The organism is Paenibacillus xinjiangensis, assembly GCF_059686975.1.
In genome coordinates this window covers 336996-361171 of the sequence record NZ_JCAALS010000001.1, presented here as the reverse complement: position 1 = coordinate 361171, position 24176 = coordinate 336996, and the positions used below count along the sequence as shown (strand labels likewise).

The window sequence follows — 24176 nt, the reverse complement described above, 5'->3', positions numbered from 1 at the left end:
TAAAATTCCCCAGCCTAGCCTTTAATACCTGAATTCAAGTTGATCGATTGCAGGAAATGCTTCTGCGCGAATATGAACAATATTAATGTAGGAATAATGGCTAGAATGGCAGAGCCCATCAATTGTCCGATCATACGGTAGTTGCCATAGATGTCTTGCAGCAAGAGCAGACCAGCTGTAACTGGCATTTTATCCACATCGGTATAGACGATAACGGGCCACAGGAAATCATTCCATGAGCCGATGAAGGAGAACAAGCCGCAGACGATTAGAATAGGTTTAACTAACGGCAGAATGACGTTCCAATAGATTTTGAAATCATTAGCTCCATCTACACGAGCGGATTCATCCAGCTCCGTTGGAATCCCCTTCATGAACTGCCTGACCAAGAATATATTACCCATGCCTGCGAGTCCTGGGATAATCATCGCCCATGATGTGTTAACCCAGCCAAGCGCATCAATAATTTTATAAGAAGGAATTAAGTTAACGACACCTGGGAAGAAGGAAATCCCCAATAAAGTGAAGAATAACGCATCTCTTCCTTTGAATTTCATACGTGAGTAGCCATAGCCTGTAATGGAAATGACGACAATGACTAAGAAGGTGTGTGTGATTGCAATAAAGAGAGAGTTGCCTAACCACCGCAGGATCGGTGCTGTAGAAGTATTGGTCAATATTGCCGTATAGTTGTCAACAATCCAGTTAACGGGCAATAATCTGAAGCCCGTCGAGACCACTTCCGTCTGGGAACGGAATGACGTCGTAATTCCGAATAACACAGGAACTGCCCATGCAAGGCAGAGAGCAATTAAAAAGAGGTAGGCTAAATATTTGGACACGCTTATCTTTTTCAACATAGTGTAGCACCTTACCTTTCCGTTTCCATTAACCAATCCATAACCAACCAGTTATTAATTAGCATTTCGGTTCATGACATAATATTGCAGAGCAGAGATAACCAAGATGACCAAGCCTAGCAATACAGCCATCGCGGATGCCATTCCGGCAATAGATTCCCCGTTCCCAAAAGCCAATTGACGAATGTACATCATAAGTACATGGGTGCTCTGGCGGGGACCGCCGTCCGTCATCATTAACGGTTGCGCGAATACGTTGAATGAACCTGCCGTTGTCATTACAAAGGTGAATATTAATGGGAAACGTATGGAAGGTAACGTAATGCTGAAGAACTTCCGAATAGAGCCCGCACCATCAATGTCTGCTGCTTCATATAAATCCTGTGCAACACCATGAATGGAAGCACGATAAATAATCATGTTGCCGCCAACGCCGCCCCACACCGTCATAACGAGTATGATTATCCATGCATAAGGCTGGTTCGCTGCCCAAGCAACCGTTGATCCGAATACGTTGCCGCTAATCCCAAGCTGCTTATTGAAGATCAACAGCCAGATAAGGGCCGCGGCAGATACAGATATTAATCCCGGAATATAGAGGATCGATTGCATTAAGCCTTTCATTTTCACTTTCTTATGCTCCAAGGCAACAGCGATCAACAACGGAATAACGACCAATAAGGGAACACTAAGAACAACAAATAGAAGGGTATTCTTCATCCCGTTAAAAAATTGATTATGAAACGTAGATTCCGTGTCGAATAGAATCGTTTTGTAGTTGTCAAACCCTACCCACTGTGGCGCATTCATTAGATTCCATTGGGTGAACGAAGCATAAATCCCATAAATAGTAGGCAATAAAATGAAAATAGCAAATAAAATGATGTGGGGACCTACAAAGACATAGGGTGCAAAAGATCTCTTATTCATAGCCTTTCATTTCTCCTTTTGGAAAAGCAATGCGCCACCCCAGAAGTGGCACATTACTTTTGTTCTAGCTATTGCTTTTTATTGGGCCCCTGATCCGCTCTCAGCAATTTTATCTTCAACAAATTTTTGCATCGTCTGCAGCGTTTCGTCGATATCAACGTTTCCGCGTACGATATCCGCAGCATAAGTATCTACTGCTTCAGCAACATATGGGTAATATTCGTAAGTATAGATGTAGAGTGATTCAATTTCTTTCTCATTAGAGGTGAAGAAGGATTGCATATATTGCTGGTATTCAGCACTTTCATTCACTTGTTTACTTGCTACGATCTGTCCTGCTTTTGCCCATTCAATCGAATTAGAGCGAAGGAACTCTAGGAATTGACCGATGCCTGTTTCTTTTTCATCCGTTCTTTTCTCGTTCTTCATCATAGCGAACAAGTGGGAGGAAGCTCTGTTCGTGAACTTCTCAGGCGTTGTTGAATAGATGTTCGTAACACCGAAGTTCAAGCCTTCTACGCCAGCATGTGCGGTTGAGCTCCAAGTTCCATCCGTAGAGAACAATACATTGCCTGATTGGAACATCAAGTAACCATCTTCACCGAATGTTGTCATCAAGCCCGCATCAGCGATTTTTTTGACCGATTCAAAAGCTTCCTTCATCTCAGGCGTGTTGACAGCTGGTTTGCCGTCCTTCTGAACATCTCCTCCTACATTCTGGAGCTGTGCCAAGATAACCCATCCGAGCAAGGCATCATTGACAACGAATTGGCCTTCTTCCATTTTGCCCTGCAAGGAGAGTATCTCATCAATCGTAACGACGTTGTCATCCAAGAAGGATTCCGCACCGTATTTTTTTAGTAGATCTTTATTGTAATACATTGTGTTACTATGAATATCTAGGGGTACTGTATATTGAGTACCATCAATCGTACCTGTCGACCATGCTTGCGGTAAGTAGTTCTCTTGTTTAATCTCAGGCTGTCCTGCCAGCACATTCGTCATCTCTTCCAATGCTCCTTGCTTCACGTAGCCTGGAACTCGGTCAGCATGGATGATTGCCAGATCAGGTACACCTTTACCGGAGTTCAATACAGTAGAAAGCTTAGTGTACATATCAGCAGTAATTACGTGCTTCACTTTCAACTCTGGGTTGGTTGCATTGTACTCTTTTACAAGCTGATCCATATACGCGCCGTCATCGCCGGTAAGTGGTGTCCAGAACGTAATCGTATTCTCGTTATCTGCGCTTCCGCACCCTGCTAGAACCAATGACATGATCATAATAAGTGAAACGATTGATATAAGTCCTTTTTTTAGATTCACTCAGAACCCCTCCAATGAGCTATTCAAAATAAGTACAAGTATTGAAACCGTATTCAAAGATATTAAAGCATTCTGTCTCAGCTTAACGATTACTCTTGCTATCAGGGTGCTTGCCTAGGAGCGCTCCTTGATAGCTGGTAAAACATTGATAATGAATATATTAATTATTAATGTTTTACAAACTAATGATAAAATATAACGCTTTCATTTGTCAACCATTTTTAAACAATGAGTTTGTATTTATATGGCGAGCCGCCAATTAGCGGCTCACAGGATGTCCGTCCTTAACGGGAATTCCGAACTCAGGCAAGCCCTCTTTTGTCCAACCGAATACCTGAGCACGGGTATGGCGATTCGGATCATAGAGAGGATCTCCTTCAATATCCTTGTAGTTACGCGCATGATACACAATAATATCCTGACTTCCGTCTGGGGATACAGTAAAGCTGTTGTGGCCTGGACCATATTGTCCATTCTCTTCACTAGTCTGGAACAGCGGCTCGGGCAGCTTCGTCCAGCTGTCAGGTGACAGCAGATCGCTATCCTCCGAAGCGACGAGAAGTCCCATGCAGTAATTGAAATCTGTTGCGCTAGCTGAAAAAGTAATAAATATCTTACCATTTCGTTTCAATACAGCAGCACCTTCATTAACGAGGAAACCGATCTTTTCCCATGCATAATCGGGCTGCGCGATCATCATCTGCCTACCTTCAATGGTCCAAGGATTGCTCATTGCTGCAATGTAGAGATTAGAATTGCCTACAATCTCTAAGTCCTTCTGCGCCCATACCAAATACCTTACTCCTGCATGCTCGAACGTCGTCGCATCCAGCGCAAATGACTCCCAGTTTGTCTTGATCTGCCCCTTCTCCACCCACTGTCCTTCAAGTGGATTCGCCGAGCTATTCTCTAGAACGAACATACGATGATCGAATAGTCCATCCACCGTCTCAGATGTTCTGGCAGCTGCGAAATAAATGTACCACTTGCCATCAATATAATGGATTTCCGGTGCCCAGATGTTCGCGCTCATCAGTCCCGTCTCGTATTTGCGCCAAGCCACGACAGGCTCTGCTGAGCCAAGACCTTGTACCGTCTCCGCTCTTCTCACTTCAATTCGGTCGTATTCCGGCACTGAGGCTGTGAAATAATACCATCCATCCTCATGCTTATACACCCAAGGATCCGCACGCTGCGGTATGACCGGATTAATGAATTCTTGAAGATTTGCTTGCTGGTTGTTTAATCCCATTGTGATCCCTCGCCTTTTCATGCAATTTGATTCCATTAATTAATTCATAAATCTATTAATAATTCATAACTACATGAATATTAACAACTAATTCTATTAACTGTCAATATGGAATGAAGAAGAAGGGTCGTTTTCTACTGCACGAACGCTGTCTTTATTCAACTAATTCAACTCACGGTCTAGCTGTAAGCGTTCTTATTTCTAGAGTCAATTCAACTTCTTATCTAGCGATTTTCTTGTTAATACGACAATAATCATGTATTATGAATAGAATCAAGGTTGTTTACACATCTATTAACCAATCGAATTTTCGGAGGAATTACATTGAGAATAGAACTATCGGAGGAATATTTGCCCGTCTTCGAAGCAATTTCCAGCAATGTACGTATCCAGATTGTTCATATATTGTCACAGAAGTCGATGAATATTAGAGAACTGGCTGAAGCATTGGGACTTAGCAGTGCCATTATGACTATGCATGTTAAGAAGCTCGAGAAAGCCGGCATTATCCGATCCGAGATGACACCTGGCAAGGGCGGTGCGGCTCAGAAGGTCTGCTCGCTTACCGTCGATAACCTGGAAATCTCTTTCCCTATCAAAGATGTCATTCCTCGCGAGGTGCGTAGAACGGACATTTCTCTAGGCCACTTCACCGATCTCAACATTACGCCTACCTGTGGAATTTGTACGCGGGATTCTATTATTGGCATATTCGATGACCCTCGCCATTTCCTAGATCCTGAGAGACTGAATGCGAAGATCCTCTGGTTCGGACAAGGATTCATCGAATACAAGCTTCCTAACTACTTGATGGGAAGTGAAAATCCAGAGGAGCTCGAAATTTCGATGGAAATTTCGTCCGAGGCCCCTTTTACGAATAATAATTGGCCATCTGATATTACGTTCTATTTCAACAACATTAAAGTCGGAATGTGGACCAGCCCCGGCGACTTCGGGGGCAAAGGCAAGCTTAATCCGCCATGGTGGTTCGAGAGTGTCAACCAGTACGGCCTTCTGAAGCATCTTATCGTGAAGAAGGAAGGCACCTTCATGGACGGCATCAAGCTGTCTGATGTAACGATTGACGATATCGATATCCGCAACAGCCAATGGACCTTCCGAATTGCAGTGGAGGAAGATGCGGAGCATATTGGTGGTGTCACACTGTTCGGAACGGGCTTCGGCAACCACAATCAAGATCTCGTATTCCGGCTATATTACACCAAGTCGCTGCAAGAGAAGGAAGCAATGGAGCAGTAAGAGCGGCTGATGAAGAGGCATCCCATAGGAAGGGGTTGTGCGATTAGGTCTTAGGACCTTATTGCACAACCCCTTCCTTGTTTTTACATAAACGGCATTGAGCTTTTATAACATTCATAGTATTATTACTTTGTTGATAAATGTATTAATTACTAAGATTGTTGTAAGCGTTTTATTGATCGAGAATTCGGATTGAGGACTGGGGGGTTATGGAATTGAATGAAATTTAGGAAGACAATTGAATACGGTTACACCATTTAGTTATCGGGAGGAGATTTCAGAGTGAAAAAATCATCATCAATTAAACTGTTTGCCCTTTTGTTAATATTAGCATTAACTATACCTACCTTCGTCTACGCACAGAAAAACCAGCCTAACCCCTCATCGGAGGTGCCAGAACTCCAGAACGTTTCTGTGCATGACCCTTCCATTATCAAGGACGGGAACAACTTCTACGTGTTCGGCTCTCATATTGAGGCAGCTAAATCCACAGATCTAATGAATTGGACGACATTCACGAACGGCTATACAACACCTGACAATGCGATATTCGGAGATCTGCCTGGCAATTTGGCCGGCTCCTTCGCATGGGCGGGAGAGAATGATTCCGATAGCAAAGGCGGCTTCGCCGTATGGGCTCCAGATGTATTCTGGAATAAGGACTATGTCAACCAAGACGGTTCTAAGGGCGCCTATATGATGTACTATAGCGCATCGTCTACTTATATTCGCTCAGCGATCGGTTTTGCGGTATCTAAGACTATTGAAGGTCCTTACGTCTATGAGGATACGATTCTCTATTCCGGTTTTACACGTGATGAGGCATATGACCAGAACAGTCAGGTCAACAAAAAATGGACGAATACGAACATTCAGTCACTAGTCAATGATGGTACATTAGCAGGTGAAAGAACAGAGTGGTTTAACGCAGATGGCTCTTTCAACAATCAAATGTATCCGAATGCGATTGACTCTACTCTTTTCTATGATAAGAAAGGCAAGCTATGGATGACATACGGTTCGTGGTCAGGCGGCATTTTCTTACTGGAGATTGATAAGAAATCGGGTCAAATCATTTATCCAGGAGAAGATGGAACAACCTCTGACGGCCGATTGATTGATCGATACTTCGGTACCAAGATCGCCGGCGGCTATTACAAATCAGGCGAAGGCCCCTACATTAAATACAATAAGGAAACAGGCTACTACTACCTCTATGTGACTTATGGCTGGCTCGGCGCCGACGGTGGTTACAATATGCGTGTGTTCCGCTCTAAGAGCCCCGACGGCCCTTATGTAGATGCGCAAGGTCAGAATGCCGTATTGCCGGGCGATACAAGCAACGAGCCTTATGGCAACAAGCTGATGGGCAACTATTTGTTCGACCGTAAGGTTGGCGATGCTGGCACAGGCATTGGCGTTGGATATGTCTCACCAGGGCATAACTCCGTCTATATCGACGACAAAACCGGGCAGCAGTTCTTAGTCTTCCACGCCCGCTTCCCGCAAAAGGGTGAGATGCATGAGCTTCGCATTCATCAAATGTTTATGAATAAAGACGGTTGGCCAGTTGTTGCACCCTATCGTTATACCGGTGAAAAGCTTGACAAAGTGAAGGCTGACGAGATTGTCGGAGATTACAAATTAATCAATCATGGACATGATAATTCCGCTTCTATCGTTCATTCAACATCTATTCGCTTGAACAGCAACCATACGATCTCAGGCGCTGCAGCAGGAAGCTGGAAGAAAACGAGTCATAATACCGCGGAGATTAAAGTGGATGGCATCACGTATAAAGGTGTATTCGTACGCCTATGGGACCCGACTTCAGAGAGCTACGTCATGACGTTCACAGCACAATCCAATGAAGGAGTTGCTGTCTGGGGAAGCAGACAGCCTGACACTACGGACCAAGCGGTTGTTACGGCTATTGTGAATGACCTCGGACTTGGTGATACCGCGAACATTATTGCTGATCTAGCACTTCCATTAGAAGGTTCTCGGGGTGCTTTAATTACTTGGCAGACATCGAATGCCGACGTTGTAGCTGAGAACGGCGTAATTAAGCGTCCTCAGGCAGGCTCAGACAGTGTAAGTGCCGTGCTGACAGCAACTATAACGAAGGGTGCGGCAAAAGCGACCAAAGCTTTTGACATTACTGTATTGCCCTACAAAGCTGTAGGCTTAGTCGCTCAATATTCATTCGAGGACAACTTGAATGACACGACAGGCAAGTTCGGAGCTGGCTCCGTAACAGGCAATCGAATTGATAATACAGAGAATGGCACCATTACGTACGCTAGCGGCAAGACTGGCCTAGCTGCCGCATTCGATGGAGCTTCCGGCATTCGCCTCCCTAACGGACTCGTATCCAGCGGTTCCTACTCGGTATCCCTATGGCTTAAGCCTGAGCAGCTTACGGCATTCACGACGACATTCTTCGGCGCACGGGATGAGAACAACTGGGTGAGCCTTGTTCCAAGCGGTCCGGCCAGCAATAATACGATGGTATGGTCCGGCAGTGCTAGCTGGTATGACGCTCCTGCGGGAATGACTATTAAAGCGGGAGAATGGACGCATCTGGCCTTCACAGTAGACAGCGGTCAGATACGTTTGTATGTGAACGGCGCTGAGACATTCTCAGGTGCGAAGTTCCCGAACATTTTCACAACCTCTAATGCAGCTTTCGGACTTGGAGTGAACCTGTGGGACACGCCTTACAAGGGGTTAATGGATGAATTGCGCGTATATGAAGGAGCGTTGTCACCAGATGAAGTGGCTGGCCTAGCTGCTGCAGTCCAATAGTTCTTGATGAATGAGCAAGGGGCGCATCCATTCGATCTTATCGATCAATGGATGCGCCCCTTTATAGGCTTACCTAGGCTCGATTACCCTGCCTATACATCAAATACACGAAGAATGGTGCGCCTAATATTGCTGTGAATATGCCCGCGGGAACATCCATTGGAACAAATACCGTCCTGCCAACAAAGTCGGCCAATAAGACCAGCCATCCTCCGAGTATAGCCGAAGCCAGCATGACAGCAACATTATTGCTGCCCACGATTCGGCGAGCAATATGCGGTGCCATCAAGCCGACGAAGCTGATTCCTCCGGCAATGCCGACAGCTGAGCTGGCTAGAATGACACTTATCGCGATGAATAGGAATCTCTTCCTCTCCACTCTTACTCTTACGCCTACGCCAGTGGCAATCTGATCACCAACCTCCAGCAGGTTAAGGCTTCTAGCTTGAGATAAGGCTATCAGCCCACATATAACGACCCACGGAGCAAGCACAATCACATGGTTCCATGAGGTTCCATATACCGTTCCAGCCATCCAGCCCAGTGCTTGAGACACCAAATAGATGGGTCCTGCAAGTGTAAAATAAATCGTTAATGCCGCCATAGCAGCGGATATAGCTACTCCGACCATTGCCATCCGGAAGGGCGAGCTTCCATTCTTCCACGCCAGCATATAGGTTAAGGCAGAAGCTGTACAGCCTCCCACCAATGCAGCAACCGGAAGCCACGCAACACTCACTTGTCCATTCATAATCGTAATGAGCGCCACTACCGCGGCTGTAGCTCCAGACGTCGTTCCCATTAGATCAGGAGAAGCAAGTGGATTTCTCACCAACGCTTGCAGGATCGTCCCAGAGATAGCCATAGCTGCACCCACTAATACAGCAGCAGTTATACGCGGCAAACGAAGCTCAAACACAATAAGCTCATATTTCGCCTCACCCATCCCTAGCATGGCTCGCAATACATCGATAATAGGCACACGCAAGCTTCCAAGCCCGATACTTACTATCAGTGTAGCAGCCAGTAGAATGACTAATATTAGTATTTTCAGAGGAATGAAGCGTTTGTTAGATCTGACCAAGTTTCTTCCTCCTTACGAGGACAACTACAAAAACAACACCTAGTATAGCTGTCGTAACACCTACCGGCACTTCTTTGGAAGAAATTAGGAATCGGGAGAGCACATCAGCCATTAGCAAAAAAGCTGCGCCCAACACGGCACTGTATGGCAATATCCAGCGGTGGTCATTGCCAACGATCCAGCGTGAAATATGTGGAATCATAATGCCGACGAAGCCAATAGGGCCTGCCAGAGCGACACTCCCTCCTGCCAGTATAACGACTGCGAATATCGTAATCACTCTAATCCATACCATCCGCTGCCCAAGTCCCGTTGCCACATCTTCTCCCATTGCCATGATGTTAAGGGAACGACACAGGAACAGTGCTAACACCCATGCTAGTCCAAAATAAGGCAGTATTTGTAGCGTATGCTTCATACTGCTATTAGATAACGACCCTGTCAGCCAGTACAGCGCCCCTTCCAGTGTTTCATTGCTAATAAGCATAAATAAGGAAGTCAAGGAAGCTGCAAAAGACGCCAAAGCTGATCCTGTTAAGATCAGCTTCAATGGCGTCATGCCTCCGTTGCCTAACGTTGCTACTACCATGATAAGACAGGCTGTTATACCCGCTCCTGTGAAGCCGAACCACATTAGCTCTGAGAAGGAGAAAACCGCACCGAAGCCGAATAGCATAGCCACGATGGCAAGCGCAGCACCTGCGTTAACTCCTAATAGGGAAGGGGAGGCTAACGGATTTCTTGTCATCGCTTGCAGCAGCACTCCGCTAATCGCAAGGCTGGCTCCAATAACAGCAGCAGTTACAGTACGAGGTACTCTGGATGTCGTTATGATGAGCTGCTCATCGCTTGCTGTGTAAGCCGTATAGGACTGAATGACTGTGGTCCAATGATAGCTTTGTAGTCCGAACAGAATGCTTGCAGCAGCAGCCGCGACCAGAAGTATACATGCCGCAACGAGTCCTATAGCTCTTCTTCTCCCATTAGACATTAGAGCGTTCATAGCCTTCCTCCCCTCTTCTATATAGAAGGCTTGTACAATTAAGATTGGATTTTAGCAAAATATTGTTCAATATCCGCAACCAATAGTTTAGCCGCAATCATTCCGCCAGCTGAATTCCAGATCGCTTCATCCACTTGATAGATCTGCCCATTCGCATTAACTTTCATATTTTGTGCGATTGGATCAGCCAGCCATTCTTGGGCCGTATCCGAAGCTGCTGTCTCTCCACTGCGATCTGATGCGAAGTAGAACAATACATCGCCATCCAATACACTGATCTGCTCCTTCGTAATCTCTTCAGCAAACTCCTCTTTATTCTGCGCCTCTGTTCTTGTGAGTCCCAGCTTGTCCAATACTACACCGGCAAAGTTCTGCAGGTAGTACACTCTAGCCGTACCTGCCTGGAACCGAGCAAGCGACACCGCAAGCTTCGTTTTATCACCGATTCTAGCTGCAGTCTCCTCTACCAATTGATCGAAATCGGCGAGCACTTGCTGGCCTTCTGCTTCTAGATTCAGTGCACTTGCGAACAAAGTGAAGTTCTCTATCATACTGTCACCAAGATTCTCTGTGAATACAGTAGGTGCAATGGCGCTTAATTGATCATAGATCTTTTCTTGTCTTACCTTCGTGCCAAGGATTAGATCAGGCTGCAGACTGGCGATTAATTCGATATTCGGTTGTGTTTCATCGCCTAGAATTTCTACGCCTTCCATTTGGTCTTTAATATGATCATACCAAGGCTCTCCAATCCAAGATTGAACAGCTCCTACTGGTTTAATTCCAAGCTCCAATAAAGTCTCTGTACCTTGTGTCGTCAATACAACAATTCGCTGTGGTGTGCCCTTAATCTCTGTATCCCCCATTGCATGAGTAATTGTTCTAGTCTCAGCAGCTGGCATTGGCTCCGTTGTTACAGGCGCTTGATTGTTGCTCGTGCTATTCGCTTCATTATTATTGCCGCAAGCGGTTACTATCGCTAAGATCATAATCATTAAAGCTGAGATGAACACATTAGATGATGCTTTTTTAACCTTTTTCACAATCCCACTCCTAAGTTTCAATAATGAATATCATTATCAGTATTTAATTGAAAAAAATGTATTTCTTACTTTCCCGATGCGCATTCGGTTCAGCAAATGTTACACTTGTAACAATAATATACTTCGCAACCCTTATCAATAGACTGTATGCGAAAATGGACATATTGAAGGAAGTGTTACATATCCACAATTTCATCGAAGGCCAACAGCAATCGAAGCAATGGATTACTCTATCTCTGCTCCACCTTATGGAATCTAATACTTACTCGGATATCAAGCTTACCGAGATTGCCAAGAAATCTGGCATGGCTAGACAAACACTGTACCGGAATTTCCAGGATAAGGACGATATACTGTATGAGTATTTATGCCATCAGTACAATTTCTTCGATAGCCAGCTCCAGCTTGAAGAGAAACAAATAAGTAGCGATGCCATATTTATATCGTTTTTTCAAATGTGGAAAACCTATACGCCTGCACCGTTGTTATCGAATATACAATCATCCGATCGCAAAGTTAGGCAAATTATTTATCGGAGCTTAGAGTATTTTATACAGAATAAATATTTGAAGTATTTCATGCCTCTCCATATCCAATCTGGTGAGCTTCATTATTATGCCTTCCGCTCTCTGGCTGCCGTCTTGCATGGCTTAGTAATAGAATGGAGTCTCCAGCTGTATAAGCAATCTCCCGAGGAGATGGCAAGCTTGCCTATCAGCTTACCGATTCCATTCGTCAATACTGCACTCAAGCTGCTGACTAACAAGACTAATAGAATTACACGTAAAGGCGGCATGCACCTACTTGGTATATGCCGCCTTTACGCTTGACTCTATAGCAAAAATGAATGCGTATTCATATCATTCTAAATACTCAATATTATTATAAAGTGTTATTTTATATAGGTATTTATTCGCATTTTTTTCACCTCCCCCCCTATAATCCTCTTTCTTGATAACCGATAACATAATAGTCAACTAGATAGAAATAATAGGAGGAGTACCATCATGCTGCAATGGATTAAAAAACTCAAATTAACGACAAAGTATCTTGTCATTATGTGGGTTTGTATTGTAATCACAATGTCGACGATGAACAGCTTAAGCCTGTCTCGTCTGAAGGAAGAAGGAGTGGCCCGAGGAGAGCTTATCGCACAGCAAGCCGGGCAAGCCTATAGCGAGCAGAATATGAAGCTGATTACCGACATGGCCTCAGCCTTGTATACGTATCGTGACATCGCAACTGTTATGATTCGCTCCAACAGCGCGGATCGCGAATTGTTCGCAGAGAGCATGGGAGACTCTTTGCGCTCAAGAGCAGAAGTCGTATCTTTCTTCACTGCATGGGAATCTAACGCTTTCGATAAGAAAGACCAACAATATGCAGACGATAACGACTACCGAAGTGCAGGAGGCCGTTATGCCATATCACCTCGGCTAGAGGGCGGCAAAACTATTAAGACACCACTGCCAGAGGGCTTCGATCAGAAGGAATATTATACGAACGCGCAAACCTTAGGTCGATTATCTGCGACCCAGCCTTACATAGACAGCGCTGGAGGACTGAGCTATCTCATATCCACGCTTAGCATTCCCATTCAAGATGAGAAAGGGAAGTTCCTAGGTATGGTTGGAGCGGCTTTGAACCTCGCTGCATTCCAGACGAATGCAGCAAGCGAGCATCCATTGGATGGGTACGTATCCCTGATCTCTGATGAGGGGATATATATCGCCAACGGCAACGACCCGGCTACCCTTAATGAGCCTTTTGCTGAACAAGAATCCAATAAACTGATGTGGGACAAAGTACAGCAAGGCGAGCTTATGCAGTATGGAGTAGACGAGAAAGGGCAGGAAGTGCTGAACAGCTTCGTTCCTATTACGATTGCAGAAGGGGAAACTTGGTACGTCCAGACCGTTATTCCTGTGTCCAGAATGCTGGAATCCTATAACGACAGCTCACAGCTGTTATCGATTCTATTCATTTCTACTCTCTTATTCATCGCTGTAGTTGTATGGTTGCTTACCCGCTTCATGATTACCTTGCGCTTGAAGAAGATTCAGCAGGGCATTCAACATATGGCTCAAGGTGATTTCACGAGAAGCTTACATTTCGCCAGTCAGGATGAATTCGGCCAGATGGCTCGGAACCTTAATGAAACCAATCGCTCACTTGGAGAGATGATGAGACATACATCAGATCTAGCTATGAATGTTGGAGCGACGTCACAGCAGCTCACATCAAGCGCAGAGCAAGTATCCGTGAGCGCCGAGTCCATCTCGCATGCCATTGAAGTCGTCGCCTCCGGTATGTCAGAGCAGCATGAACAAGTTCAGAATACGTCCCAGAATATGGACGAGGTTGCACTCGGTGTACAACGTATTGCTGAATCCGCTGTGAAGGTGCTGGAGTCAGCAAGTGATGTCAACTCACAGACCGAGAAAGGCGATCAGCTTATTCGCCAAGCTGTTGAACAGATGGATGAGGTTAACCTCGCGATGTCGCGTTCCAGCCAATCCATTCAGAAGCTTGGAGCTAGCTCGGAAGAAATCGGCAGTATTATCAGCTTAATTAACGCCATTAGCGCCCAGACGAATATTCTTGCCTTGAATGCTTCTATTGAAGCTTCGCGAGCTGGCGAGCAAGGTAAGGGCTTCGCTGTTGTTGCCACAGAGATCCGTTCACTGGCTGAGCAGACCAAAGCCGCCGTAGCCCAAGTTGAAGAGAAAATTGCGGAAATTCGCTCTGAAACCGAGCAGATGATCCATACAATGGCTGCAACATCTGATGAGGTTACCAAAGGAGTGGCCTCCGTTACAGATAGCGGCAAGCTGTTCTCGTCAATTACACAAGAGATGAATCAGGTTCATGCACAAGCCCATGAAGTATCGTCATCCGTTGAACAATTATCTGCTGGAATAGCCGAGGTATTGACTTCCGTTGATAATGTAAAAGTAATTGCTAGTCAGTCTACAGACAATGCCCAGCAAGTGGCTGCCTCCTCAGAGGAGCAGCTCGCTACGATGCAGGAGGTATCCTCTTCTGCAACACATCTAAGTGGAATGGTGCAGGACCTGCTGGATCGACTGTCTAAGTTCAAGCACTAAGCCTGCTCTTCACACCGTAATTGAATGCATAATGAACGCCAAATGGAAAAAGGCTGTCTCATAAGTCATCGTTGATGACGGGGACAGTCTCGTATTTAATGGAAATGGCTAATTAACGATCGTACCTTTGTCGTCTAACGTCACATTTTCTCCCGTTAAGCAACTTATTTCTCTTTCTCTATCTAACAGCAGAACTTCATTACCGAACAAGGAAGAAATAGCAGTAATGGGTCGGTTTTGTGTTGCTGGAGACTAGATCGAGTGAAATGGATATGCGCTGAGGCTGAGGGCTCTATAGGTATGCTGGCAGACAGCGTATTAGCTGAAACTAACCAGCGTTTGGACTTGACAACTATATTGTTTAGATACTAAACTACGTCTATGGAAAATAATCGAAAGAAACCACACTTACCAACTGAATCCTCCCATCCGCACGAAGCCAGTCATCGTCTAGGCCGGCTCATTATGCAGCTACGCAAGCTGGAGAGCGCTCCTCGTGTGTTCGGTACGGCAGGCGCATTAACGCCGAGCGAAATTCATACGATAGATGCTATTGGCGAAGACGATGGACTGCTCATGAGAGAGCTAGCCGAGAGGCTGTCGGTTACAAAGGGTGCCGTTACTCAAATCGTAGACCGATTAGAAGGGAAATCGCTGGTCAGACGTTCACCGCATCCGAATGTTCCCAAAGGCATTATTCTCAAGCTCACTGAAACTGGCAAGAGTGCGTATCTCGCTCATCAGGAGATGCATATTGCCTTTTATGATCAGCTTCGGACCTCTTTCACAGCCGAGGAAATTGATATTTTCGAGAGATGCATCACTAAATTTAGCGAGATATTAGACGAGTAATTTTTTTTACTTATATAGTTTAGTTACTAAACACGTTAGAATTTCAACTCTACATGAAGGAGGCTACAGCCATGAATCGTAGGAAGGAAGCTGCAGTGGTCAAACCGCGCCTGTTCATCGCAGCTATCGGGATTGGCGCATTTTTATCTCATTTTACAGCAGGCATCGTTACCGTTTCTCTTCCCGAATTAACAGCTGCCTTCCATGAAGGCATGAATGCTGTGCAATGGGTCGTCACCGGTTACCTGCTGCTTATCACCGTGCTGCTTCCGGTCATGGGGAAGCTCAGCGACCATTATGGCCATCGACGGATACACAATGCGGGTTATGTATTGTTCACCGTCAGCTCAGCGCTCGTCGCCCTCTCCCCAAGCCTTGGTATTCTGCTCACTCTTCGTGCGTTGCAAGCGATTGGCGCTTCCATGTTCCAAGCGACCAATATGGCGCTCATCACCATCATACTCCCGAAGGAAGGAAGGGGCCGCGCATTAGGACTCGTAAGCATGGCTGTCGCTATAGGTGGGATGGCAGGTCCAATTATTGGTGGGATGATCGCACAGTGGCTTAGCTGGCAATGGTTATTCTTAGCTCCCTTCCCCGCTGCTGCCGCCGCTACCTATCTAGCCTTCAAATACATTCCAGTGGCCTCGAGACCACTGATGAAGAACCTAGCATCCTTCGATGGAATTGGAGCTCTGCTGTTCGCGGCCTTAACGGGAACGGTTATCTACGGGGTGAATAGGATCGGGGGATGGCATGCTGCTTCTGGAGAAATGTGGTGGGTCGTCAGCTCTTCGCTCATGCTGCTCTTCCTCTTCCTTGCTCATGCACGGCGACGTACCGCTCCGTTCCTGCCACTTGGCCTATTCCGAGAGCCTGCCATCTATTCAGGCTTGTTGGTCAGCTTCGTCTCGTTCATGCTGGCGAACACCATTCAGGTTATTCTGCCCTTCTATTTAACAGATGCAATCGCCCTTCCGCTCCTTGCTATAGGCATCGTGATGGCAGCTTATCCTGCTGCATTGGCATTAACTGGACCTATAGCTGGGCATCTGTCTGATAAGCTCAAGCCTGTTTCTTTTCCAATTATAGGCATGATTCTGATGGGACTCGGATCGCTCGCATTCGCGCTATGGCTCGATGATTTATCCCCAAGTGCTATTGCTTGCTTGTTAGCTGCAATTGGCATTGGAATGGGACTCATCGCATCACCGAATAACCATATCATCATGAGCAGCGTTACGACTGAGCACATTGGAGCAGCTGGTGGGCTTATCGCTCTATCCCGTAATGCCGGTATGGTGTTCGGGGCTGCAATCGGTCTAGGAGCTATGGATGCCTCTTATACTGAATCGCGTTCAGCCTCAGCTGCAGATTATACGATGGTCTTCGGCTGGAATGTCTTCTTATGTATGGCTGCTATTAGTATCGTTCTCTATGCACATCGTACATCCAGCTTCGAGAAAGTAAGCAGCAAGCAACGACAATTGTAGCAACGATCAACCTATTAACTAACCATTCATTCGACTAACAGGAGGAAACAATCATGCGAGATTCAATCGCTGTTATTGGCGGTTATGGCCATGTAGGAAATAAGATTAGCACGGAGTTAGCCAAGCACTATCCAGGAAAGGTATATGTAGCCGGCAGAAGCTTGGAGCGCGCAATGGCCGTTAGCAGAGAATCTGAGGGACGTATTCTCCCGATGCAGATTGATGTGCACAATGAGCCTCATCCCGAACAATTAGCCCGCTTCAAAGTCGTCATCATGTGCTTAGACCAGCAGAACACCTTATTCGTAGAGGCATGCTTGCGCCTGGGCATTCATTATATCGATCTGTCTGCGGACTATAGCTTCTTATCGAAAGTGCAGAATCTTCATAAGACTGCTGCACACCATCAAGCAACTGCCGTATTAAGCGTTGGGCTCGCCCCGGGACTTACGAATCTGCTGGCTCTCCATGCCAAGCGTCAGCTGGACAACACGAATGAGATCCATATTTCAATCATGCTCGGACTGGGCGATTCCCATGGCAAGGCAGCCCTTGAGTGGACAGTTGATAACCTAAGATTGAACTTCAAGACGTGGGAGCATGGGAAAGAAGTCGATCGAATGAGCTTCTCGGACGGAAGGACAACCGACTTTGGCGGCATTCTTGGGAAGAGAACAGCTTACCGATTTAACTTTGCTGATCAGCACATTATACCGAGGACATTGAAGACAGCTGAGGTCTCCACACGTCTATGCTTCGATCATTCCTTCCTTACATTCATAGTGGCTGGGTTAAAAAAGCTGGGGGCCTTCCGTATTCTCAATGTGGACTGGGTGCGTGATAGGACTGTACGTGGATTGTCCTCTACGAGGATAGGTAAGCCAGCCTTCGCTGTGAAGATAGACGCGAGCGGCATGAGGGATGGACAAGCTGCGTTAGCTGAATGCTTCCTAGATGGCAGGCATGAGGCAGATGCTACCGCCCTAGTAGCGGCAATCGTTGCACAGAAACTGTATAATTCCGAAGTTTCCCGCGGAGTATATCATATTGATGAGTTGTTCGAGCTCGGGCAATTCGCAGAGGCTTTGCAAGGGACAGCCACGATGTCAGAGCGAGTCACTTGCGAATTGTAACACAACCTTCGATTTTACTCGCCTCCTAACATGTTAGAATGGAGTGATTGTTCAATCTATAAGTTAGGAGCATAACAAGTGCGGGTACATCCTATTCACATTTTACGTATAACAGGTCTATTAGATGGAATTTCCTTATTAGTATTACTATGCATCGCCATGCCCTTGAAATATATATGGGGAATTGCCGAAGCGGTAACCATTGTTGGAAGTATTCACGGTGGAATATTCTGTCTATATGCAATAGCTATCCTATATGCTGCCATTCGGGTGAAGTGGAGCCTTCTATGGCCTGCAGCAGCCGTCATTGCAGCCTTCATCCCCTTCGGCAACTTCATACTGGATAGGAAGCTGAAGAAGGCTCAGGGCCAATATGCCATAAGGCCTTTGAGCTATGCGATCTTAGTGTACAGTATCGTGTTCTTCTCCTTCTTCGATCTATTCTCGCAGCTGCCGGTCATGAGTACATTCGCGACTTCCGTCGGAGCCAGCTCGTTTATCGTGGGCTTCGTTATTGGACTCTATTCGTTAGCCAATACCGTTGGCAACATTCTCTCTGGCATCATGACGGACAAGGTCGGCCCGTTCAAAATTCTAATGGTCGGATTGCTGCTATCCAGCTGCGCTCTGCTGCTCTATCAATTCGTCGATCAACCGGTATTTTTGATCATCGTTCGAATTATACATGGGTTTGTTGCGGGATTAATTGTTCCAGCTGCCTTTACCTTCTCTGCAAATACGGCGATCAAGGATCAGCAAGGTAAAAAAGTGGCCTTCACCGGTACATTTGTCGGACTTGCTGCTATTATCGGACCTGCCTTCAGCGGCATTATGGCCAGCAGAACCTCGGTACCATTCGTCTTTACTTGCGTGGCTATTCTAGGCTTTGCACTCGCTATTCTGTCCGCTATCTTTCTCAGCCGGTATAAGCTGTCTAAGAAAGAGAAGAACGAAGCGCTCGTTCAAGCTGCAGGCTCGATCTTCAATAGCAGTGTCGTCAAAGCTTATTGCGGTGCCTTCTTCTTAATGTTCTCGCAAGGCGTAATTGCCTACCTGCTGCCGCTGCATGTTCAGTCATTGGGTTATGATTCGCGATTAAGCGGCACCTTAATGAGTACCTTCGGCATTATTGCTGTTCTTCTATTCGTACTTCCGACGAATCGTATATTTGATTATGTTGCTCCATCCAAAACGATGGCGCTAGGGATTGGTCTTATGGGAATAAGCCAGCTGCTTATTAGCCAATCCTCAACGACATTAGCGCTTTACTTCGTATTAGGACTATATGGGGTTGGCTTCGCTCTCTTGTTCCCATCAATCAATACGATGCTTATTCAAGCAACACCACCCGAGCTGCGCGGCAAAGCCTATGGTTACTTCTATGCTTTCTTCTCTCTAGGTGTCGTTGCAGGATCCTCTGTGTTAGGCTGGCTCGATCTCACCACATTGGGAGGATTCATCTTCACCGGAATTGTTCTACTGCTATTCGCTGTTTTCATTGCCTTCACCAGACAGCGAAAGCCAGCGCTAAGTCATTAGCACTGGCTCATACATGGGTAATCCCTGCACTTTAGCAGTCCTTACTGCTAGAGTGCTTTTTTTAATCTGACGCAGTCAGTTAAGTCCGGCGCATATAAGCACGAACCGTAATAGGTGCAAAGACTGCGACAATGACAACAGCACCAATGAGAGAAATAACGAGATCCATGCCGATCGTTCCAGAATTGGCGAGCTCCCGAACTGCGCTGACTAAGTGCGAGACCGGATTAATGTTAACGAACCACTGCAGCCAACTTGGCATCGTATCAACCGGCACGAATGCATTGGATAGGAACGTTAACGGGAACAGCACTAGCATCGAAATTCCTTGTACGCTTGAGGCTGTGCGGGCAATGACCCCGAAGAAAGCGAAGATCCAGCTAATGGCCCAAGAGCAGAAAATAACGAGAAGTGCAGCGATAGCAACATGATCCAGTCCGCCATCGGGCCTATAGCCCATTATATATCCCATTGTAAAAGTGAGTACTGTCGCAATGGTATACCGGACCGTATCTGCGAGAAGTGCTCCCGCAAGCGGTGCAATTCGTGCAATAGGCAATGATTTGAAGCGGTCAAAGACGCCTTTATCCATATCCTCTCGCAGCTGGACTCCTGTGACGATGGAGGTCGTGATCACGGTCTGCACAAGAATGCCGGGAATGATTACTGGCAAGTAGCTAGACACATCACCTGATATAGCTCCTCCAAAAATATAAGTAAACATGAGAGTAAATATAATCGGCTGGAGGGTGACATCGAACAACTGCTCAGGTGTACGACGAATTTTGAGCAGCCCTCGATAGGCCATCGTAAAAGAATTTCGCAGCGTCTGTCCGAAGCTCGTATAATTCTTCAATTGGCGCTCGGCACCCGGCTTGATGGCAGCTCTGCTCATACTCTAGCCACCTCCGCTTCGCGGGATTCATCGTTATTAAGCTGTGCAGCTTCCTTCACACCATGCCCCGTAATCGTTAGGAATACTTCATCGAGCGTTGGTTTCTGCACACTCATCTCGGCCAAGTGGATGCCCTTCTCTCGGAGGGCGATTAGCAAGTCGGTGACCAGATCTGCGTTAGCCATTGGAGCGGTAATCATTCCAGCCTCCACTGTGATATTGGACTGTACCCTCACACCTGTTCAATCGCTAGACGAGCATACTCGACGTCCTGCGGATCCTTCACTTTCAATTGCAACGATGAGGTACCGACTGACGCCTTCAGCTCATCCGCTGTACCCTCGGCAACGACACGCCCGTGATCAATAACCGCGATACGGTCGGCCAGTTGATCCGCCTCTTCCAGATACTGTGTCGTCAGCAGCACGGTTGATCCTGTACTCACTAGCTGGCGGATCGTATCCCACATCTGATTACGCGTACGCGGGTCAAGGCCGGTTGTCGGTTCATCGAGAAAAATAAGCGGCGGTTGTGCAATAAGGCTCGCTGCCAGATCGAGCCTCCGGCGCATACCACCGGAGAAATTTTTCAATGGACGCTTGGCAGCTTCCGTCAATCCAAATTCCTCGAGCAGCTCCTTGGCTTTCTGCCGTGACTCTGCACGACTGAGCCCTAGCAGCCTAGAGAAAATGATCAAGTTCTCCGTCGCACTGAGCGACTCATCGACTGATGCATACTGACCAGTTACCCCAATCAATTGACGAACAATCTGTGACTCCTTCACTACATCATGCCCGAAGATACGTGCAGAACCTGCATCCGGTCTAAGTAAGGTCGCCAGCATACTGATCGTTGTCGTCTTTCCTGCTCCATTGGGACCTAGCACGCCGTATATCGTACCTGCACGAACGTTCAAATTCACGCCATCCACCGCGCGATTGCCGCCAAAGGTTTTAACAAGTCCCTGAGCTTCGACAGCCAAATCCCCATTACTTGCTCCTATCCTTCTATTGTTTACATGTTCCACAGCGATTCCTCCTATATTGGATATAGACACAGAATAACTCCGCTATTTAAACGGAATATAAACAAGGTATGTGGAAGCTTATGCGATGAGTCGAGAGCGCTAGAAGTGACGAGCTATTGTTACCGTACTGACACATACTGAAACCGATCCAGGAATATGAAATTTATCGAATATAGCTTTAGCTTGCTCGAGTAGATATGAAGCGCCATACTCGATCAGATGCATGAAGAGCTCACACGAGCTCATAAGAAAGAGGCCTTACAGCTCCGCAGCAGCGAGCAGCAAGGCCTTTTACTTTTTTCGAGGGTGCAATATCGCCTACTCCTCAGCTTCCTTATGCGTGAACAGCATGGACAGCAGCACTGCCGTCACCCCTCCCACAAGCTTGCCGATGATCATAGCAAACACCATACTCTTATCGACTCCTGCCACGAACGCTAGATGACCTCCGAACACAAATGCACCGCTTACGGCGAAAGCGACATTCACTACTTTGCCTCTAGGTTTCATGTCCTTCAGCATCGCGAACATCGGGATATTATGTGCCAGGGTAGCGATCAAGCCAGCGGTTACCGTCCTGTCGATGCGAAGCACACGCCCTAACTTCTCTAGATGCCGCTTAAAGAAAGCCGTAATAAAAGTAACCATCGGGAAAGCTCCGGCCAATATAAGTGCGATTTTCCCAACGGTTTGAATGCCTTCTGTAATCGGCGTCATTCCCGGAATGAGCACGACGCCCGTAAGCGTCTCGACCGAGATCGCTGTTAACCCGATAATAGCTGCGATCTCCGTTAGCTTGCCGAATGCAAAAAAGCATCGGATAACAGGGGCGGGGAACTTCCAGAGTCCCACACCGATTACAACAGAAAAAAGAATAGAAGGCACAAGATTGATCAGCATCAGCGCAGGATCTATCAGTGCGACAAGACCGCCTACGAAACATCCAATCGGAATGGTAGCAATACCGAGCAGGATACCTTTGGCAAAATAAGGCCGGTCCTCGTTCCCAATAATGCCAAGTGCGACCGGTATGGTGAAGACGATTGTCGGTCCCATCATCGTACCGAGAAATACCCAAGCGAATATAGCCGCCTCATTGCTCACCGCCATCTGACCGGCTAACGCATAGCCGCCCATGTCGGCGGCTAGCAGCGTATTGGCGAAGGCAGACGGATCAGCACCGAGCCAGCCGTATACTGGCGAGACGACCGGAATGAGCAATTCTGCAATAACTGGCGCTAGCGAAACGATTCCGACCATGACGAGGGCAAGCGATCCCATTGACATGAAGCCTTCCGTGAATCGCATACCCAAGCCCATTCGGTTTCCAAGCAGCTTATCTATTGCTCCCAAACAGAAAAATACGACAATAATCCAAATGACGATATCATTCATATTCATGATGGCAATGGAAGTCCACTATCAGCCTCCTCCTACTCCCAGCGAAAATGAATCACTTCATGCTCTTTCGCGCTCTGATAGGTTCCGAATACAAGCTCCAGCGTTCTCAGATTGTCTTCCCCGCTAGTCTGGAATTCCGCACCTGTATTCAGACATTCGATGAAATGGGATTGCAGACGGTAATGGCTTTCTTCGAAGTCGAGACCGTTATTCTCAGATACGCTTGTCTCTACGCCTTCGTTATCCACGATCGCTATCGTCCCGTTACTGTATAATTTCAGGGTCGCTTTATCCCCTTCCACGATTAACTGCTCCAGATGGTTAGGCAGTACTTGCTTTTCGAGCGGTGCAGGAAGGTTCTGCCTAGTCGCCCATCCCATATCCATAAGGCCCATATAATCCGCATAGCCAAGCGTCACCATACCGGTATCCTCGCCTTTAATATGACGGCTGACTCGCTTCGTCTCCGCATACAGTCGGTCCGGATCACCGAACAGAAACCGCCAGGTATCATACCAATGGACGCCCATCTCATAAAAAAGCAGCTTAGGCATGTCGCGGAAAAACGGCTGTGGAAGCTCATTGTCCGGGGCAAACCGCGGTGAGTAAAAATCGGTATGAATGTATCGAATAACGTTCAACTGTCCCACCACGTCTTGGTCCAACAATTTTTTGATAGATTGGAAAGGCTGAAGCCAGCGCCAGTTCTCCGTTACCATAAGACGAACGTTAGCTTTATTCGCCGTCTCGACGATTTCACGTGCTTCTTCCATTGTCGGAGCGAATGGCTTCTGACACATAATATGCTTGCCGGCTGCCGCTACTTTACGTACGAACGGCAGATGAGTGCCTGGAGCCGTAATGATATCCACCACGTCCACATCAGCCTTTGCCAGCAATTCGTCTATATCCGTGTATAACTGATCCTGCGGAATACCGTACAATTCCGCTTTTTGCTGCAATTTATCCGTATCGAGATCGCAAAGGGCGACAATCTCCGCCCCTTCGATTCTCTCCCAAGCCTGCAGGTGCTTATCTGACCAATAACCTAGGCCAATAACCCCAATCTTCCACATATAGCAACCTTCTCTCTCATTCTATTCATCTCTTACATCGATTGAGCTGTTTGCAAATCCTTAACGATCTGAGCATGCTTTTGATAA

Annotated in this window: 18 protein-coding genes and 1 pseudogene; 8 read left to right on the top strand and 11 right to left on the bottom strand. The window is 46.7% G+C overall.

Going from position 1 to position 24176, the window contains the following annotated elements; genetic code table 11:
• Nucleotides 1-14: 14 nt before the first annotated feature.
• The 4 genes from AC6ESP_RS01540 to AC6ESP_RS01525 all read right to left on the bottom strand — a co-directional run bounded on the left by AC6ESP_RS01540 (nt 15) and on the right by AC6ESP_RS01525 (nt 4368).
• Nucleotides 15-860, bottom strand: coding sequence for a carbohydrate ABC transporter permease (locus AC6ESP_RS01540; RefSeq protein ID WP_497094895.1), 846 nt, complete (start codon nt 858-860; stop codon nt 15-17).
• A gap of 54 nt (nt 861-914) precedes the next feature.
• Complete coding sequence (locus AC6ESP_RS01535) at nt 915-1790, bottom strand: carbohydrate ABC transporter permease (protein ID WP_497094894.1); 876 nt, start codon at nt 1788-1790, stop codon at nt 915-917.
• 78 nt (nt 1791-1868) lie between these two features.
• Nucleotides 1869-3074 (bottom strand): extracellular solute-binding protein, encoded by a 1206-nt coding sequence (locus AC6ESP_RS01530; RefSeq protein ID WP_497095003.1) that lies wholly within the window; start codon nt 3072-3074, stop codon nt 1869-1871.
• Between the two features lie 301 nt (nt 3075-3375).
• The gene (locus AC6ESP_RS01525) at nt 3376-4368 is read right to left on the bottom strand and encodes a glycoside hydrolase family 43 protein (RefSeq protein WP_497094893.1); all 993 of its coding nucleotides are present in this window, start codon (nt 4366-4368) and stop codon (nt 3376-3378) included.
• 324 nt (nt 4369-4692) lie between these two features.
• Here AC6ESP_RS01525 and AC6ESP_RS01520 point away from each other — a divergent pair, with 324 nt between their 5' ends.
• Nucleotides 4693-5628 (top strand): ArsR/SmtB family transcription factor, encoded by a 936-nt coding sequence (locus AC6ESP_RS01520; protein ID WP_497094892.1) that lies wholly within the window; start codon nt 4693-4695, stop codon nt 5626-5628.
• Between the two features lie 282 nt (nt 5629-5910).
• A complete protein-coding gene (locus AC6ESP_RS01515; RefSeq protein ID WP_497094891.1) occupies nt 5911-8436 on the top strand; it encodes a LamG-like jellyroll fold domain-containing protein in 2526 nt (841 codons plus the stop codon).
• A 73-nt stretch (nt 8437-8509) separates the two neighbouring features.
• On the opposite strand, the gene AC6ESP_RS01510 is transcribed toward AC6ESP_RS01515, so the two are convergent.
• The 3 genes from AC6ESP_RS01510 to AC6ESP_RS01500 are packed head-to-tail and all read right to left on the bottom strand — an operon-like array spanning nt 8510 to nt 11566.
• The gene (locus tag AC6ESP_RS01510) at nt 8510-9520 is read right to left on the bottom strand and encodes a FecCD family ABC transporter permease (RefSeq protein ID WP_497094890.1); all 1011 of its coding nucleotides are present in this window, start codon (nt 9518-9520) and stop codon (nt 8510-8512) included.
• Complete coding sequence (locus AC6ESP_RS01505) at nt 9507-10523, bottom strand: FecCD family ABC transporter permease (RefSeq protein WP_497094889.1); 1017 nt, start codon at nt 10521-10523, stop codon at nt 9507-9509. Before AC6ESP_RS01505 ends, AC6ESP_RS01510 begins: the two co-directional genes overlap by 14 nt.
• Nucleotides 10524-10561: 38 nt before the next feature.
• Nucleotides 10562-11566 (bottom strand): ABC transporter substrate-binding protein, encoded by a 1005-nt coding sequence (locus AC6ESP_RS01500; protein WP_497094888.1) that lies wholly within the window; start codon nt 11564-11566, stop codon nt 10562-10564.
• 173 nt (nt 11567-11739) lie between these two features.
• On the opposite strand from AC6ESP_RS01500, the gene AC6ESP_RS01495 reads away from it, so the two are divergent.
• The 6 genes from AC6ESP_RS01495 (at nt 11740) to AC6ESP_RS01470 (ending at nt 19690) form a co-directional block, all read left to right on the top strand.
• Entirely contained in the window at nt 11740-12396 is a 657-nt protein-coding gene (locus AC6ESP_RS01495; RefSeq protein ID WP_497095002.1) for a TetR/AcrR family transcriptional regulator, read from the top strand.
• 177 nt (nt 12397-12573) lie between these two features.
• Nucleotides 12574-14673: a methyl-accepting chemotaxis protein gene (locus tag AC6ESP_RS01490; protein WP_497094887.1), complete on the top strand. Its 2100-nt coding sequence runs from the start codon at nt 12574-12576 to the stop codon at nt 14671-14673.
• 381 nt (nt 14674-15054) lie between these two features.
• Nucleotides 15055-15525 carry a MarR family winged helix-turn-helix transcriptional regulator gene (locus AC6ESP_RS01485; protein ID WP_497094886.1) on the top strand — a complete coding sequence of 157 codons (471 nt, stop codon included), beginning with the start codon at nt 15055-15057 and terminating at the stop codon, nt 15523-15525.
• Between the two features lie 71 nt (nt 15526-15596).
• Nucleotides 15597-17018 (top strand): MFS transporter, encoded by a 1422-nt coding sequence (locus AC6ESP_RS01480; RefSeq protein WP_497094885.1) that lies wholly within the window; start codon nt 15597-15599, stop codon nt 17016-17018.
• 53 nt (nt 17019-17071) lie between these two features.
• Nucleotides 17072-18151: a saccharopine dehydrogenase family protein gene (locus AC6ESP_RS01475; RefSeq protein ID WP_497094884.1), complete on the top strand. Its 1080-nt coding sequence runs from the start codon at nt 17072-17074 to the stop codon at nt 18149-18151.
• 78 nt (nt 18152-18229) lie between these two features.
• On the top strand, nt 18230-19690 hold the full coding sequence (locus tag AC6ESP_RS01470) for an MFS transporter (RefSeq protein WP_497094883.1): 1461 nt from the start codon (nt 18230-18232) through the stop codon (nt 19688-19690).
• A 79-nt stretch (nt 19691-19769) separates the two neighbouring features.
• Here the strand turns inward: AC6ESP_RS01470 and AC6ESP_RS01465 are convergent, their stop codons facing one another.
• The 4 genes and pseudogenes from AC6ESP_RS01465 to AC6ESP_RS01450 all read right to left on the bottom strand — a co-directional run bounded on the left by AC6ESP_RS01465 (nt 19770) and on the right by AC6ESP_RS01450 (nt 24089).
• The gene (locus tag AC6ESP_RS01465) at nt 19770-20585 is read right to left on the bottom strand and encodes an ABC transporter permease (protein WP_497094882.1); all 816 of its coding nucleotides are present in this window, start codon (nt 20583-20585) and stop codon (nt 19770-19772) included.
• Nucleotides 20582-21612, bottom strand: a pseudogene (locus tag AC6ESP_RS01460) (ATP-binding cassette domain-containing protein). The gene AC6ESP_RS01465 and the pseudogene AC6ESP_RS01460 overlap by 4 nt, the downstream one beginning before the upstream one ends.
• A 318-nt stretch (nt 21613-21930) precedes the next feature.
• Nucleotides 21931-23013, bottom strand: a complete 1083-nt coding sequence (gene eutH, locus AC6ESP_RS01455) for an ethanolamine utilization protein EutH (RefSeq protein WP_497094881.1) — start codon at nt 23011-23013, stop codon at nt 21931-21933.
• 32 nt (nt 23014-23045) lie between these two features.
• Nucleotides 23046-24089, bottom strand: coding sequence for a Gfo/Idh/MocA family protein (locus AC6ESP_RS01450; protein WP_497094880.1), 1044 nt, complete (start codon nt 24087-24089; stop codon nt 23046-23048).
• Nucleotides 24090-24176 lie beyond the last annotated feature (87 nt).